Below are 16,540 nucleotides of genomic sequence, written 5' to 3' on the forward strand. Positions count from 1 at the left end.
CACAATATAATTTTAAAAAAGCTGTTTCAATTGAAGCAGCTTTTTTTTGACATTAGAAATTAAACATTGTAAATTTGCTCTCTCAATTATAACTCATGCTCGACATAAAAAATATTTCTTTTTCGTATACAGATAAATCGGTTATTAATAACGTTTCTTTTACCATAGAAAAAGGTCAGAATATTGCTATTATTGGCGAAAGTGGCTGCGGAAAAAGTACGCTGCTTAAACTTATGTATGGTTTATATGATCTTGATGAAGGTGAGATTTTCTATAATGAAAAACCTATTTTAGGTCCAAAATATAATTTAGTTCCGGGAATGCCATTCATGAAATATCTGGCGCAGGATTTTGATTTGTCTCCGTTTGAAACCGTAGCAGAAAATGTTGGAAAGTTTCTTTCGAATGGTTTTGCAAATATGAAAAAACTTCGTGTTCAGGAATTATTGGAAATGGTTGAAATGGATCAATTCTCTAATGTAAAAGCAAAGTTTTTAAGTGGTGGACAACAGCAAAGAGTAGCATTGGTTCGTGTTTTGGCTTTAGAGCCGGAAGTTATTCTACTCGATGAACCATTTAGTCAAATAGATGCTTTTCGTAAAAATGCTTTACGAAGAAATTTATTTCGATATTTAAAACAAAAAGGAATTACTGTTATTATTGCAACTCACGATAGTACAGATGCTTTATCGTTTGCTGATGAAGCAATTGTAATGCGAAACGGTGAAGTTGTCATAAAAGACAATCCAACAAAAATTTACGAAAATCCCGAAACTAAATACGTAGCCTCCCTTTTTGGAGAGGTAAACGAAATTGCAACTCATTTGTTAGTTTCTTACGAAGATGAAACGCATAAAACGCTGGTTTATCCGCACCAATTTAAAATGGTTCCGGAATCTAAATTACCTGTAAAAATTCGAAGAACTTACTTTAGAGGAAATCATTATTTGATAGAATCAGTTTATAAAAGACAATTAGTATTTTTTGAAAGTGAAATTGATTTACCGCTTGAAGAGAATGTTTTTCTAGCCTTAAATTATTTATAAGAAACAAAAGCCATAAACATTAAAAGGTGTTTGTGGCTTTTTTAATTTATTGCTGTTTTTTGTCCCAAAATCTGCTATTCTTTCAATAAAAGAATAGTATCTACTTTATAATTAAACTTAATTAAATTGCTAATAACGAAAAAAATAGTAATTTGTACGCTTATGTTTTAAAGTATACTTAAATTTGCAATCCAAATTTTTAACAAATAATAAAAAGAATATGTATCATTCAAAAATAGCGGGCTTAGGATATTATGTTCCTTCAAATGTTGTCACCAATGATGATTTGTCTAAGTTAATTGATACCAATGATGAATGGATTCAGGAAAGAACCGGAATTCAGGAGCGAAGACATATTATTCGTGGAGAAGATACTACGACTTCAATGGGTGTAAAAGCAGCTAAAATTGCAATAGAACGTTCTGGCGTTGCCAAAGAAGATATTGATTTTGTAGTTTTTGCCACATTAAGCCCTGATTATTATTTTCCTGGCCCCGGAGTTTTAGTGCAACGTGATTTAGGATTAAGAACTGTAGGAGCATTAGATGTTAGAAACCAATGTTCAGGTTTTGTTTATGCAATTTCAGTTGCTGATCAATACATTAAAACCGGAATGTATAAAAATATTTTGGTAATTGGTTCAGAGGTTCATTCAACAGGACTAGATATGACAACCCGTGGACGCGGTGTTTCGGTAATTTTTGGAGATGGAGCAGGAGCAGCCGTTTTAAGCCGTGAAGAAGATTTAACAAAAGGGATTCTATCTACACACTTGCATTCAGAAGGACAGCATGCCGAAGAATTGGCGTTGCAGGCACCAGGAATGGGAGCGCGCTGGGTAACTGATATTTTGGCTGATAATGACCCAAATGACGAAAGTTATTATCCTTATATGAACGGTCAGTTTGTATTTAAAAATGCTGTAGTTCGTTTTGCTGAGGTAATTAACGAAGGTTTAGAAGCAAATGGCTTACAGGTTTCAGATATTGATATGTTGATTCCGCACCAGGCAAATTTGAGAATTTCTCAGTTCATTCAAAATAAGTTCAAATTATCGGATGATCAGGTACACAATAATATTCAAAAGTATGGAAATACGACTGCAGCCTCTATTCCGATTGCTTTAACAGAAGCTTGGGAACAAGGAAAAATCAAATCTGGAGATACCGTTGTTTTAGCTGCTTTTGGTAGTGGATTTACGTGGGCAAGTGCTATTATTAAATGGTAGTTTGATTCGTTTGAAATAATATTTAAAACCTGCTCTGGAATGGAGCAGGTTTTTTTATAATTTAGTATTTTGTTATGGAGTTTTACAGAAATGACAAACTAATTTAGAGTGTTTAATAAAATGAAAAAAAATCAACTAGAAATAGCGTGCTTTAATTATGAATCAGCGTTAATTGCTCAGGAAAACGGGGCAGATCGAATTGAGTTATGCGAAAACATGCAACTTGGCGGAACAACTCCAAATTCAATTTTGGTAGTCAAAGTACGTGAAAATCTGAGTATTAAAATGCATGTGATTATAAGACCTCGCGGTGGAAATTTCGTTTATTCTGATGAGGAACTTACAGAGATGAAGCAAGACATTAAACAGTATAAAAAACTAGGCGTTGATGGTTTTGTTTTTGGAATTTTAAAAGAGGATGGAAGTGTCAACAAAAAACAAAATAAAGAATTAGTGCATTTAGCACATCCACTTTCCTGTACTTTTCATCGGGCTTTTGATGTAGTTAAGGATATTGAAAAATCGTTGGAAGATGTAATTGATTGTGGTTTTAAAACAATTTTAACTTCAGGACAGGGAATAAATGTAGAAGAGGGGATTTTTACTTTGGCCAAAATTCAGCAATTAGCAAAAGACAGAATTGAAATCATGCCTGGAGGAGGTTTGCGATCTTCAAATATTGAATTATTGCAGGAACAATTAGAACCTACATTTTATCATTCATCTGCCATTACCGGAAAGACTGAAACCGCCAATCCGGAAGAAATAAAAGAACTGAAGAATTTTTTATAAGGCGATTAGTAAAACAAGAAAAGCCTGGAGTTGGCATACTCCAGGCTTTTCTTTTCTACAAGAACTATTAAAATCTACTAATAAAAGACGGATTTAAAACATTCCACCACCACCTTTATTAGTGTTATCTTCTCTTTGTTTACGTTGCAGGTTTTTGATTGTTGCACCTCCAAAGTTGTATGTTAATCCTAAATAAACAGTTTGACTCTCCCATTTAAATTGTCCAGATTGTGGATAAGGATACATAGTGTCAAACGCATATTTCATTGTATTAAATACGTCATTGAAACGTAAACTGATATTCATCTTGTTGTCTAACAATGTATAACGTGAACCAATGTCCATTTTGTACATTTCATGGCTATTATTTTGCAATCCGTCAACAGCACCTCTGTAAAAACCGAATAATAAAAAGCTTAAACGTTTATTTACTTTAAAGTTTGAGTTCATACGCCCGTTAAAAGCAGACACAGTAATTTTTCTTTCTAAAGGACTACTTGTTTTTGTCAGAGGATCATATAAAAACACAACACCTTGTTGGTTAATGCTTGAGAAATCAATAGATGGCTGTATATCCCACCATTTTGTAATTTTATAATTAAATGAAACCTCAAAACCATAAGCTGTATTATGATCATAATTGGTGAAGGTCATAATCTGTTTTTCCTGGCTAGGATCTGTTTCATCAGGGTATAATATTCTGCTAATCTGATCATTGATACTTCTAACGAAAACACCTGCAGTAAAACTTCCTTTTTCTAAAGTTTTAGTATAATTTACTTCCACAGAGTTTGTAAACTGAGGTCTTAACTCAGGATTTCCTAATGAAGTTACAAGTGGTGTAGAAAACTCACGAATAGGTTTTGTCTGCTCTAAGCTTGGGCGATCTACACGACGGCTATAGCTAAATTGAAGTGTGTTTTTCTCGTTCAGGTTATAAGTAAAATAGGCTGATGGATATAAAGTAATGTAGTCATCATCAAATTTTTCAAGACCATGATTTAAATTGGCGGCTACTTTATAACTTTCAAAACGAGCACCTAACTGATAACTGAATTTTTTGTATTTCTGACCAAATGTTACGTATGCAGAATAAATATCAGTATCGTAAGTGTAGTCAGAAACCGCAAGTGCAGCAAGTGGGTTTCCGGTAATATAATCATTACCTGTTCTTGTAATTCTGGCTTCGGCACCGGCTTCAAGAGTAGTTTTTTCGTTTAACGGATTTACATAATCAATATTCACAGTGCTTAATTTACGAGTTCCTTTAATATAATCATCATAAATTACGCTATTGACAGTATTGTCAATTTTTGTTGACTGCGTATCAAAAGAAGCATTTTGAGTTTCTTTATTGTCGCTGTAATTTGCTTCAAAATCTAAAGTATGACCTTCTTTTTTAAAGATGTGTTTGAAAGCTAAATTATAAGTTCCTACCTGATCAGGACCTGTATATTTTGATTTTTGATAAATATTTGATATATCAGTATCCGTTACATTATTGTAATCAATATCGGTGTTTACAAAACCTTTTCCATTCGATTTATTTTGATTCGTATAAATTGAAAGCGTATTATGGTCGTTGATCAAATAGTCCATTCCAATTTTATACAGGTAAGAATCATTATCATTTACAACATCAATTTTTTGAACGATATCCTGATCTGCTCTTTTTATAAATCCATCATTATAATATGTTCCGAAATTTTGCCCCACATTTCCGAAGAAGTTTACTTTACCTGTTTTGTAATTCAAATCTAACGATTGATTGTATTTTGCAGTTTCCCCAAAAGTGATTCCGCCGCTATAACTTCCGTTAAATCCGGTATTTGCATTCTTGTGTAATATGATATTGATAATTCCGGACATTCCTTCCGGATTGTATTTAGCACTAGGGTTTGTAATCAATTCAATTTTTTTGATTGAAGTTGACGGAATTTGTTTTAGCAATTGTGCCGGATCAATATTTGATGGTCTTCCGTCAATTAAAACACGCACATTATCATTTCCACGAAGTGAAAGTTTTCCGTCCTGATCAACATTAACAGAAGGAATATTGTTCATAATGTCTGATGCTGAAGCTCCCGCAGTAGTCAGATCTTTACCAACAGTAATTACTTTTCTGTCGATTTTTTGTTCAATTGTTGAGCGTTCACTAACGATGTTCACGCCTTTTAGCTGAGTTGCTTCTTCCTCAAGAGAGATATTTACTGTTGCTGTTTTTTTGTTATCACTTAAAATAACAGAGCCAATATATTTTCTAAATCCAATGTACTGAATTTCGATAGTATAACTTTTTAAAGCTAAGTTTTTAATACTGAAATCTCCATTGTCATCGGTATTAACTCCGGAAACTACTTTTCCGTTATCTTTAATCGAAACTGTAGCATAAGAAATTGGTGTGTTAGTCGATTTTTCGATAATTTTTCCCGAGACTGTTCCTGAATTTTGGGCTTGTGCTGTTGTTATTACCCCTAGTAATACGAACAGAAAGAATTTTAATTTCATAGTTTAGTAAATGATTATTTTGATTGATTGATGATGATTTTTGTTTGTAATTTTCTTTGTATAATTATTTTTGATTTTCTAAGTAAGACTCTTTCCTTAACGATTTGTTACAGGAAAATATTAATTAAAAATTAAAATTTTCGTAGATACTCTATTTTATAAGAGATTAGCGTTTTAATTTTTTGATAATTTTAACAACTAAAACAATTCGTTTTTTGAGAAATTCGAATCGGGATATGTTATTTTATATCTTTTTCGTTTTCTGTAATTGGTGAATAAGCAGTATCTTTGCTCACTTTAAAAATAAGTTTACATGTCATTATCACAAATTCTTACACCTTCTATACAAAAATCAATACAAGCACTATTTGATGTTACTGTTGATAAAATCGAATTTCAAACTACCAGAAAAGAGTTTGAAGGCGATATTACAATGGTAATTTTTCCTTTGTTAAAAATGACTAAAAGCAATCCTGCTGAATTAGGAAATAAAATTGGGAATTATCTGGTTGAAAATGTAACCGAAGTGGCGCGCTTTAATGTTGTGTCTGGCTTTTTGAATATTGTAATTTCTGATAGTTATTATTTGAATTTCTTTAATGAAATCAAAGACAATTTAAAATTTGGATATGTAGCGCCGAATCCGAATGAAAAAGCAATTATGGTGGAATACTCTTCGCCAAATACTAATAAGCCTTTGCATTTAGGTCACGTTCGTAATAATTTATTAGGATATTCTGTTGCTGAAATTATTAAAGCGTCGGGTAAAAAAGTCTATAAAACCCAAATTATCAATGATCGTGGAATTCATATTTGTAAATCAATGCTTGCCTGGGAAAAATTCGGAAACGGAGAAACTCCAGAAAGTTCAAATTTAAAAGGTGATAAATTAGTTGGTAAGTATTATGTTGAATTTGATAAAGCTTATAAAGCCGAAATCAATCAATTAGTACAAGCAGGTAAAACCGAAGAAGAAGCAAAAAAACAAGCGCCAATTATTGTTGAAGCACAAGATATGCTGAAAAAATGGGAAGCTGGTGATGAAAAAGTAATAGATCTTTGGAAAATGATGAACCAATGGGTTTATGATGGTTTTGCTACCACTTATACCAATCTTGGAGTTAATTTTGATAAATATTACTACGAAAGCAATACTTATTTATTAGGAAAAGATGTTGTTCAGGTTGGGCTTGATAAAGGTGTTTTCGAAAAAGATCCGGATGGTTCAGTTTGGATTGATTTAACCGATGAAGGTTTAGACCGTAAAATTGTATTGCGTTCAGACGGAACTGCAGTTTACATGACTCAGGATATTGGAACAGCAATTCAGCGTGTAAAAGATATGCCGGATGTTGGTGGTATGGTTTATACGGTTGGAAACGAACAGGATTACCACTTTAAAGTTTTGTTTTTAATCCTGAAAAAACTTGGTTTTGACTGGGCTTCAAGTTTATATCATTTATCATACGGAATGGTGGATTTACCATCAGGAAAAATGAAAAGCCGTGAAGGAACTGTTGTAGATGCCGATGATTTGATGCAGGATATGACAGATACAGCCAAACAAATTTCTGAAGGGTTAGGAAAACTGGATAGTTATTCTGCAGAAGAAAAAGCAAAACTATATAAAACGATTGGTCTTGGTGCTTTGAAATATTATATTTTAAAAGTAGATCCAAAAAAACGTATTTTATTTAATCCTGAAGAATCTGTTGATTTTGCCGGAAATACAGGCCCGTTTATACAATATACATACGCGAGAATCCAATCCATTATTCGTAAAGCTGATTTTGATTTTTCAGCTAAAACAGCAATAGAAGAGCTTCATGAAAAAGAAAAAGAATTGGTAAAACAAATTGAACTTTTCCCGGAAGTAATTCAAAATGCGGCGCAAAATCATAGTCCGGCCTTAATTGCAAATTACACGTATGATTTGGTAAAGGAATATAACTCATTCTATCAGTCAGTTCATATTTTAGGTGAAACAGATTTAACAAAAAAAATATTCAGAGTACAGCTTTCTCAAAAAGTGGCTGAGGTAATTAAAGCAGCATTTACTTTGCTAGGAATCGAAGTTCCGGAAAGAATGTAGAAATAAAATAATTTTATTTGAAGCCGATAGTTGAAAAACTATCGGCTTTTTTATGTTTAATAATTTAAAGTGTTATTTGTAAAATACTGTTAATTAGTAGATTAATTTTGTAAATCTATTTTTTTTGTAGTAATTTTATTATATGACTAAATAGTTCTATGATAGGGAACTTATTTTTTATTTTTATCTATTTTGAATTAGTAAGCTTTTAGTAAAAATAAAAGGTGAAACCGTCTGAAATAGGGATTTTAGACGGTTTTTTTTATTTTTTTGAAACATCGAATATTCATAAATTCTTCCCGTAAATTCTGTTAACACAAATTGATTATCCTAATTAAATAAGTAAATTCATCGTTTTAATTTGTTAAACGCTGCTAAAATATTGTTAAAATTGTTATTTTTTAATAATTTGCATGAATAACCTTAAACAATATTAATGATGAAACAACAATTAAAAGGATTTATAGTATTTCTTTTAATGCTATCTCAATTAGCATTTTCACAAGAAAGAACTGTTTCGGGAACCGTTTCTGATAATGCAGGTATGCCAATTCCGGGTGTTACCGTATCAGTTAAGGGAACAAATAATGCAACACAAACTGATTTTGATGGTAAGTACTCTATAAAGGCTTCACCAGATCAAATTTTGTTATTTACCTACATCGGTATGAAAGCAAATGAAGAACCTGCATCATCTACTACAGTGAATGCAAAACTACTTGGAGACGCTATGGAACTCGAAGGCGTGGTTGTAGTAGCTTTCGGAACTCAAAAAAAATCTGAGATTACCGGTGCGGTTACTAAAATTGATGCCGCAGCTTTAGAAAATACTCAGGCCTCAAATGCAATTCAATCTTTAACCGGTAAAGTTTCGGGGGTGCAAATTAGTGCAAACTCAGGACAACCCGGAGATCCGCCTCAGGTACGTTTTAGAGGTATCGGATCAATTTCTTCCTCAAATACGCCATTGTACGTTGTAGATGGTTTTCCGTACAACGGAGATATAAATGCCATAGCCACTCAGGATATCGAATCTATCAGTTTCCTGAAAGATGCCTCATCAAACGCATTATATGGTAGCAGAGGAGCAAACGGAGTTATTATTGTTACAACAAAAAAAGGAAAAAAAGGGAAATTAAAAGTTACTTACGAAACTAAAATAGGAGTTAACTCAAGAGCTGTTCCTGAATACAATATGATTACAGATCCAGGAGATTATTATAAAACAGTCTATAACCGTATTAGAAATGGTTTGATTTACGACGGTGAAACAGCTGCCGATGCATCAACAATCGCAGCACAAACCTTAATTACTGGGGATACTTATTCTTTAGGATATAACAATTACAATGTGCCTAATGATCAGGTAATAGATCCTGCCACAGGACAACTTAATCCTAATGCCAGATTATTATATCACGATGACTGGGCCAAAGAATTGTTTAGAGACGCTACAAGAACAGAACATTTTTTAAGTTTATCATCCAGCACAGATAATCTTAGTTCCTATTTATCTGTGGGCTATCTTAAAGATGAAGGATATACAATTAATTCAAATTTTAAACGTGCAACAGTTAGAGCAAATGTCGATTACAATGTTACCAGCAAAATAAAAGTGGGAACAAATTTAAACTTTGCCAATACAGATCAAAACGCACCAATATCTCAGGTTGGATCTGCTACTTATAGCAATTTATTTAGCTGGGCGAGAAATATTGCGCCAATTTATCCTGTTTGGGAAAGAGACGCCAGCGGAAATTTTGTAAATGACCAGGATGGAAATAGGGCTTATGATTTTAATGATTCAGGAGATCGTCCATATGGAGCAAATCTTAATCCTTATGCCACAACATTATTAAATACAAATTTAAACGAAGAGAATAAATTTGGAGCGAGAGGATATGTTTCGATTGATTTTTTCAAGGATTTTAATTTTAGATATAATCTTGGATATGATTTATTGTCCGGGTATTATTTAAATATCACTACCGGAGAAGGAGGAGACGATGAAGGTGTAAATGGTCGAAATTCTACCGCAACATCAAACGATTACACCATTACAAACCAGCAGCTTTTATCCTGGAAAAAAACATTCGGAAGTCATTCACTGGATATCCTTGTCGGACATGAATCATCTGATTACAAATCAAAAATGTTAGCGGGCCAAAAATCTGGTGCGGTTATTCCAAATTTGCCTATTTTAAGCAACGGAACAAAATATGTATACGTAGATGGATATAACGATTTGTATAATGTTGAAGGTTATTTTTCAAGGTTAAACTATAATTACAAAGAAAAATATTTTATCAATGCCAGTTTCAGACGAGACGGATCGTCTGTATTTGCACCTGAAAACCGATGGGGTAATTTCTATGGTTTTGGGGCAGCCTGGTCGATAATGAAGGAATCTTTCTTCCCTAAGTCAAAAGTGATTACAAACTTAAGAATAAAAGGTAGTTATGGTGAACAAGGAAATGATAATATATTTTATCCGGGAACATCACAAATAAGCCATCGTTCTTATTTTGGAAGTGCACGAAATTACTATGCTTACCAAACCCAGTATGAAATTGTACCAGACGCTGATGGAAATGCAAGTGTTCTAACAGTATATCAGGGAAATAGGGATATTAAATGGGAGAAATCTGCCAATATGAATGTTGGTTTTGAAATTGAATTATTCAACAGAGTGAATATAGAAGCTGAATATTTTGAAAGAAAGGTGAGTGATTTAATTTATAATAAACCAAATTCGCCTTCAACAGGGGTTTCATTTGTTACTGAGAATGTCGGTGACATGAATAATAAAGGTGTAGAGGTTAATATAGGAATTGATGCCATTAAAACAGAAGATATTGACTTTAATATTTGGGTTAACGGGACTCATTATAAAAATGAAGTGACATCATTGCCAAGTCCATTTACAAACGGAATTTTTCGTTTTGAAGAAGGAGCTCCGGCTTACGCATTTTATTTGAGAGAATTTGCAGGCGTTGATAAAACAAATGGAGATGCACTATGGTATATGGATGTAAAAGATGCTTCCGGAAACGTAACTGGTCGAACCACAACAAATGTTTACGGAAATTCAACGCAATATTTAAGCGATAAAGATGCAAACCCGGATGTATATGGTGGATTTGGAACAATCTTTAGATATAAAAACATAACATTCCAGGCTAGTTTTGCTTATCAATTTGGAGGGTATATGTTTGATGGTGTTTATCAAACTGCCATGTATTCAGGTTCAGACAATATTGGACAAAATTATCACAAAGATGTACAAAAAGCATGGTCTGTTGATAATCCAAATTCTGATATTCCGAGAATTGATCATATTTCAACTTTACAAATGTCAGCTTCAGATTATTTCTTAATAAAATCAGATTATCTAAGCATACAGGATGTTTCCATATCATATGATTTTAAAAATAGCAGACTTGAAGATATCGGAATTCAATCTACTAAATTTAGTTTAATGGGTTCCAATTTAGCATTGTGGTCAGAAAGAAAAGGGATGGATCCAAGGTTAAATAATCTGGGGTCAAGAACCAATAATGGGCAATCCTTAAATGTATATGGAGTTATGAAAACTATTTCCTTTGGTTTAACAGTAAATTTTTAAGAACATGAGAAAATTAATTATACTTACATTGTCATTGTTCATATTCACAGGTTGTTCTGACGATTTTTTAGATACAGTGCCTGAGTCAACTATCAATGATGAACAACTTGCCACATCTGCTGCTGCAAATGCAGCGATTATAAACGGAGTTTATTCTGCACTTAGATCTTATGGATTATCGGTGTCTGGAAACCATGAAGATTATGGACACAAATCAATACTTGCAGCAACAGACATGATGTCAAATGATATGCTAATGACCAAATCAAGCTGGTATGGTTCTTTTTATAATTATTTGGGAAGACAACAAACAAACAGCAGATCGAGATTAGCGTGGAGTATCTACTATCCACAAATTAAAACAGTAAACGTGGTATTGACTGCGGTTCCGGCCGATGCTGCGACCGACGATGAGCTGAAGAAAATTAGAGGAGAGGCTTTGGCATTAAGAGGTTATTTTTATTTTATGTTAGCCCGCATGTATGGACCAACATATATTGGAAATGAAGATGAACTTTCTGTGCCGCTTTATACTCAGGTGACTCTAGAAGGTGCACCAAGATCAACTGTGGCAGAAGTGTATGCTGTCATTGAAAAAGATTTATTAGAATCTATTCAATTATTAGAAGGAATTCCCAGTGGAGGTGTTGCTGCTGTAAATCAAAGTGTTGCACAAGCATTTTTGGCTGATGTTTACCTGGAAATGGGGAAATATGCTGAAGCTGCACCACTTGCTAACGCCGCCAGACAAAATTATCCATTGTTGTCAAAAAGTGTATGGTTAAATGGTTTTTACGATCTTACACTTAACGGAGATACCATGTGGGGTGCAACGATAACTTCTGCACAAAGTAGTTTTGTGGCCAGTTTCTTTTCTCATTTTGACAATACAAACGCTGATGGATATGCGGGAGGATTAGAAATTTATAAAAACATTGACAAAAATCTGTATAATAGCATATCAGATACTGATTATAGAAAAACTGCTTTTGTTGCACCGGGCGGAAGTACAATATATCCTTCATTACCGGAATATGCCAATATAAAATTTAGAGATCCAACGGTTGATGCCGGCGATTATATTTATTTAAGATCTGCTGCAATGTATTATATAGAAGCTGAAGCTCTTGCAAAATCAGGAAATGAGCCTGGTGCAAGACAAGTTTTATATGATATTACTATAACAAGAGATCCATCATATGTCCTGTCTACCAATAGTGGAACAGCTTTAATAGATGAAATCATACTTCAAAAAAGGATTGAACTATGGGGTGAAGGATATGCCTGGTTTGATATGAAACGATTAAAGGTGCCGCTGACAAGAGATTATCCAGGCTCAAATCATGCAACCTTTGGAAAATTTAATATTCCTGTTGGAGATAACAGGTTCATATTCCAGGTTCCACAAGCAGAAATAGATGCCAACCCATTAATTGATCAAAGTCCATTATAAAACACATTTATTTTTAAATAGAGAAGCCGATAGTTTTAAAACTATCGGCTTTATTTGTTATTATTTAAACGTATTATCCCTACAAATACTTTCAGTCTAATATTACTTTTGCATTTTATTATAGAAATAAATACAGATTTCAGTCTGTTAAAAATACCCTCCTTATATTTATTTTTAACTATTTTGAATTAGTACCCTATTTAGTGAAGATTATAAAAGGACCACCGTTTGAATTAATTTTTGAACGGTTTTTTTTATGTCTTTTTTTAAAGTTTTGTAAGATGGGATTCTAAAAATTATTAATTGTTTTTCGACATAAAAAATCTTAAAAACTATCATTTTTAGTTTTAATAGAATTTGTTGATTAAAAAAATATTCGTACAAAGCAGAATCCTTATTTATGACATAACTGTTTTGTTGAAAATATGTTACCATAAACTCCACTTAAAATTCAGAATTAAAAGTAATATTTTGGTTACTTTTTTAAATGTTAAATGATAATATTTTCTTGTTAAAATTGTATTAATTTGATAAGTTGCGCTCAATTAATCAAAATGATAAAATAATGAAACAAAAAATGAAGGTATTTGGGATGCTTTTTTTTGCTTTTGCTATGCAGCTTACATTTGCACAAGAGAAAAAAATTACAGGAACCGTTTCAGACAATACAGGCATACCATTGCCGGGGGTAACTGTATTAATTAAAGGAACTCAAACCGGTGCGCAAACTGATTTTGATGGAAAATATGCAATTAAAGCGGAATCAAATCAAATTTTAATATTTAGTTATATTGGAATGAAAACGCAGGAAATTGCGGCAAGTTCCTCGGTTATTAATGTAAAATTAGCAGATGCTGCCGCACAAGAACTTGAAAGCGTTGTTGTAACTGCTTTTGGTATTAAGAGACAAAAAAAATCTTTGGGTTATGCTACGACAACCTTAAAATCAGAACAGCTTACGGCTGTAGTTAATACAAATCCATTTGAAACACTTTCAGGAAAAATTGCCGGGGTTGATATTACTGCACCCTCGCAGCCTGGAGCTTCTACTAAAGTTGTTATTCGTGGTTTGAATACCATAACAGGAAATTCAGGTCCTCTATATATTGTTGACGGATCTCCAATTAATAATACAGCAACAGGAACGAGTAATGACGGAGTTGCTTCTTCTAAAAGATCTTATGATTCAGGAAATGGTGTAAGTGATATTGATCCTAATAATATAGAAAGCATGACAGTTCTTAAAGGAGCTGCAGCATCTGCCTTATATGGTTCAAGAGCAGGTGGCGGAGTTATTATCATTACAACTAAAAAAGGAAAATCTAATTCAGGAATAAAAGTTGATATGCTTGCTTCAACAGAATTAAGCGAAGCAGCAAGAGTTTCTCACTTACAAAATCAATTTGGACAAGGCTGGAATGGCGTTGGATATTCAGGAACTAACACATACAGTAATGAAAATGGTTCTTGGGGACCTGCATTTAATGGAGAAGTGAGACCTTGGGGAACAGTATATAATAACAGTCAGCAAATTAAACCTTATGTTGGATTAAAAAATAATATTAGAGATTTTTACGATACAGGTTTATTATCTACACAATCGATAAATCTTAGCGGTGGAGGAGATGCTTCAGATTTCTCTTTGGTGTTTTCAAATGTAAATAGTGATGGAATTATACCAACTGATGCTGATTTATACAGAAAACAATCGTTAGGTTTTAATGGTGGTTTGAAATCGAAAAAATTCACATTAAGAACCGCGTTGAATTATGTTTACAAAAATCAAAGTGCTGTAAACACAGGACAAGGTGATGATGCTGGCCAAGGATCTACATTACAACAGGATTTATTACAGATTCCGAGAGATATTAGTGTGGTAGATTTAAGAGATTACAAAGGAAATGTTTTTAATACTCCTGATTATTATTTCACTCCTTATTCTTCAAATCCTTATTTCTCAATTAATGAGAACAGTACAAAAATATATGGAAATAATATTTTTGGAAACGTAAATTTAAGTTATAAAATAACAGATAAAATAACAGCTTCATGGCAAGTGGGCGGTAACTTAAGACAAGAAAGATTGAAAAGTTACGGAGCTATTGTAGATTATCTTCCAGGAACTCCACAGGCTATTGCAAAAACCAATAAAGTTGTAGGTGGAGTTACAGAAGGCAGATCTGAATATAGTGAGTTTGATACATTTTTCAATGTTAACTATAATACTAATTTAGGAGAGAATTGGAATTTTAATCTTTTAGGAGGTTTCAACTATAACAAAAGGGAATCTGATGAATTAACAAATTCAATAACAAATCTTGGAGTTGCTAATTACTATGAGCTTTCAAACACTCCATTTAGAGCAAAAATTTTGCAAACTAACACTTTAAGAAAAACCGGGGCGGTTTATGCATCTGCAGAGTTTGCTTTCAAAAATAAATATTTTGCTACATTAACGGGCAGGGAAGACATTACATCTACTTTACCGATTGGCAACAATGCCTATTTTTACCCAGCTTTATCTTTAGGTGCTATCGTAATTGATAATGGGGATACTTTTTTAAAATTAAGAGGTTCAGCTTCTAAAATTGCAAATGATACTAGTCCTTATTCAACTGAAAACTCATATGTTTCAGGGGTTGCTTCTGCTAATTTTGGACAAATTTTATCTCCGCTTGGAGGTATTAGTTACTATGAAGCCGCAGGAAAACTTGGTAATTCGGAATTAAAGCCAGAAACTACAATTGAATATGAAGTTGGAGCAGAAGGATCATTTTTCAAAAACAGAATCAATTATGATATTGCTTTATATCATAAAACAACTTCTGATTTGATTGTGAACTTGCCTTTGGATCCCTCAACCGGATTTACAACTAAGGCGATTAATGCCGGAGATCTTGTAAATAAAGGTATTGAGCTTTCTATTACTGCAAGTCCAATCAAAAATACAAATTTCTCCTGGAGCGTGACTTACACTTTCACTAAAAACCTTAATGAAGTTACTAAATTAGCTGATGGTTTTGACCGAATTGATTTAGCAACGGCCTATGGTATTACTTATTCGGCTGCTAAAGGAGAGCCAATAGGTACATTTTATTCTCAAGTTCCAAAAATTAATGCTGCAGGACAATATGTAGTAAACGCAGATACAGGATTGTATGAAGTAAGTGGTGATCTTCAAAAAATTGGGAATTCGCAACGTGATTTTGTAATGGGACTTCAAAATACTTTCAAATACAAAAACTTTAATCTAGGGTTCTCATTAGACTGGAAACAAGGGGGTGAATTTTATTCATATACTAAAAGACTATCTCATTTCACAGGAAATGGTATTGAAACTACTTATAATGACAGAAATCCATTTATTGTTCCTAATTCTGTTAATGAACACATTGATGTTGTAAAAGATGTTGTAACAAATGAAGAAAAAAAAGTTATCACTTATACAGAAAACACAACTCCTATAGCTTGGGATAAAGTATCTACCTTTTACAATACCTCAAATAATCCGGGCATCGAACCAACTCATGTAATTGATAAAACATACATAAGATTAAGAGAAATTAATTTGACTTACAACTTCTCTTCTGATTTTACCAAAAATATCGGATTAAACAAAATGTCACTTGGTATTTATGGAAGAAACTTATTCATGTGGACTCCGGGAGATAATCCATATACAGATCCTGAAGTAGGAACTTATGGAACTGGTGTACTTTCAGACTTTGGAGAATTTGGATCTAACCCTTCACAAAGATCTTTAGGTGGAGTTTTAAAATTATCATTCTAAAATTAT

Annotated in this window: 8 protein-coding genes; 7 read left to right on the plus strand and 1 reads right to left on the minus strand. The window is 33.0% G+C overall.

The genetic code is table 11. From position 1 onward, the window contains the following. Positions 1 to 95: 95 nt before the first annotated feature. The 3 genes from BUE22_RS15170 (at position 96) to BUE22_RS15180 (ending at position 3,066) form a co-directional block, all read left to right on the plus strand. Positions 96 to 1,046 carry an ABC transporter ATP-binding protein gene (locus BUE22_RS15170; protein WP_042565973.1) on the plus strand — a complete coding sequence of 317 codons (951 nt, stop codon included), beginning with the start codon at positions 96 to 98 and terminating at the stop codon, positions 1,044 to 1,046. A 220-nt stretch (positions 1,047 to 1,266) separates the two neighbouring features. Further along, positions 1,267 to 2,274: a 3-oxoacyl-ACP synthase III family protein gene (locus BUE22_RS15175; protein WP_042565974.1), complete on the plus strand. Its 1,008-nt coding sequence runs from the start codon at positions 1,267 to 1,269 to the stop codon at positions 2,272 to 2,274. Between the two features lie 120 nt (positions 2,275 to 2,394). Continuing rightward, complete coding sequence (locus BUE22_RS15180) at positions 2,395 to 3,066, plus strand: copper homeostasis protein CutC (RefSeq protein WP_042565975.1); 672 nt, start codon at positions 2,395 to 2,397, stop codon at positions 3,064 to 3,066. Positions 3,067 to 3,159: 93 nt separating this feature from the next. Here the strand turns inward: BUE22_RS15180 and BUE22_RS15185 are convergent, their stop codons facing one another. Then, positions 3,160 to 5,574 carry a TonB-dependent receptor gene (locus tag BUE22_RS15185; RefSeq protein WP_073396054.1) on the minus strand — a complete coding sequence of 805 codons (2,415 nt, stop codon included), beginning with the start codon at positions 5,572 to 5,574 and terminating at the stop codon, positions 3,160 to 3,162. A gap of 313 nt (positions 5,575 to 5,887) precedes the next feature. On the opposite strand from BUE22_RS15185, the gene argS reads away from it, so the two are divergent. The 4 genes from argS to BUE22_RS15210 all read left to right on the plus strand — a co-directional run bounded on the left by argS (position 5,888) and on the right by BUE22_RS15210 (position 16,534). Then, on the plus strand, positions 5,888 to 7,666 hold the full coding sequence (gene argS / locus BUE22_RS15190) for an arginine--tRNA ligase (protein WP_042565977.1): 1,779 nt from the start codon (positions 5,888 to 5,890) through the stop codon (positions 7,664 to 7,666). A 436-nt stretch (positions 7,667 to 8,102) separates the two neighbouring features. Next, entirely contained in the window at positions 8,103 to 11,291 is a 3,189-nt protein-coding gene (locus BUE22_RS15195) for a SusC/RagA family TonB-linked outer membrane protein (protein ID WP_243396754.1), read from the plus strand. Between the two features lie 4 nt (positions 11,292 to 11,295). Continuing rightward, positions 11,296 to 12,744, plus strand: coding sequence for a RagB/SusD family nutrient uptake outer membrane protein (locus BUE22_RS15200; RefSeq protein WP_042565978.1), 1,449 nt, complete (start codon positions 11,296 to 11,298; stop codon positions 12,742 to 12,744). A 565-nt stretch (positions 12,745 to 13,309) separates the two neighbouring features. Further along, positions 13,310 to 16,534, plus strand: coding sequence for a SusC/RagA family TonB-linked outer membrane protein (locus BUE22_RS15210; RefSeq protein WP_073396061.1), 3,225 nt, complete (start codon positions 13,310 to 13,312; stop codon positions 16,532 to 16,534). Positions 16,535 to 16,540 lie beyond the last annotated feature (6 nt).

The sequence above is a fragment of the Flavobacterium pectinovorum genome (genome assembly GCF_900142715.1).
Classification (GTDB): Bacteria; Bacteroidota; Bacteroidia; order Flavobacteriales; family Flavobacteriaceae; genus Flavobacterium; species Flavobacterium pectinovorum.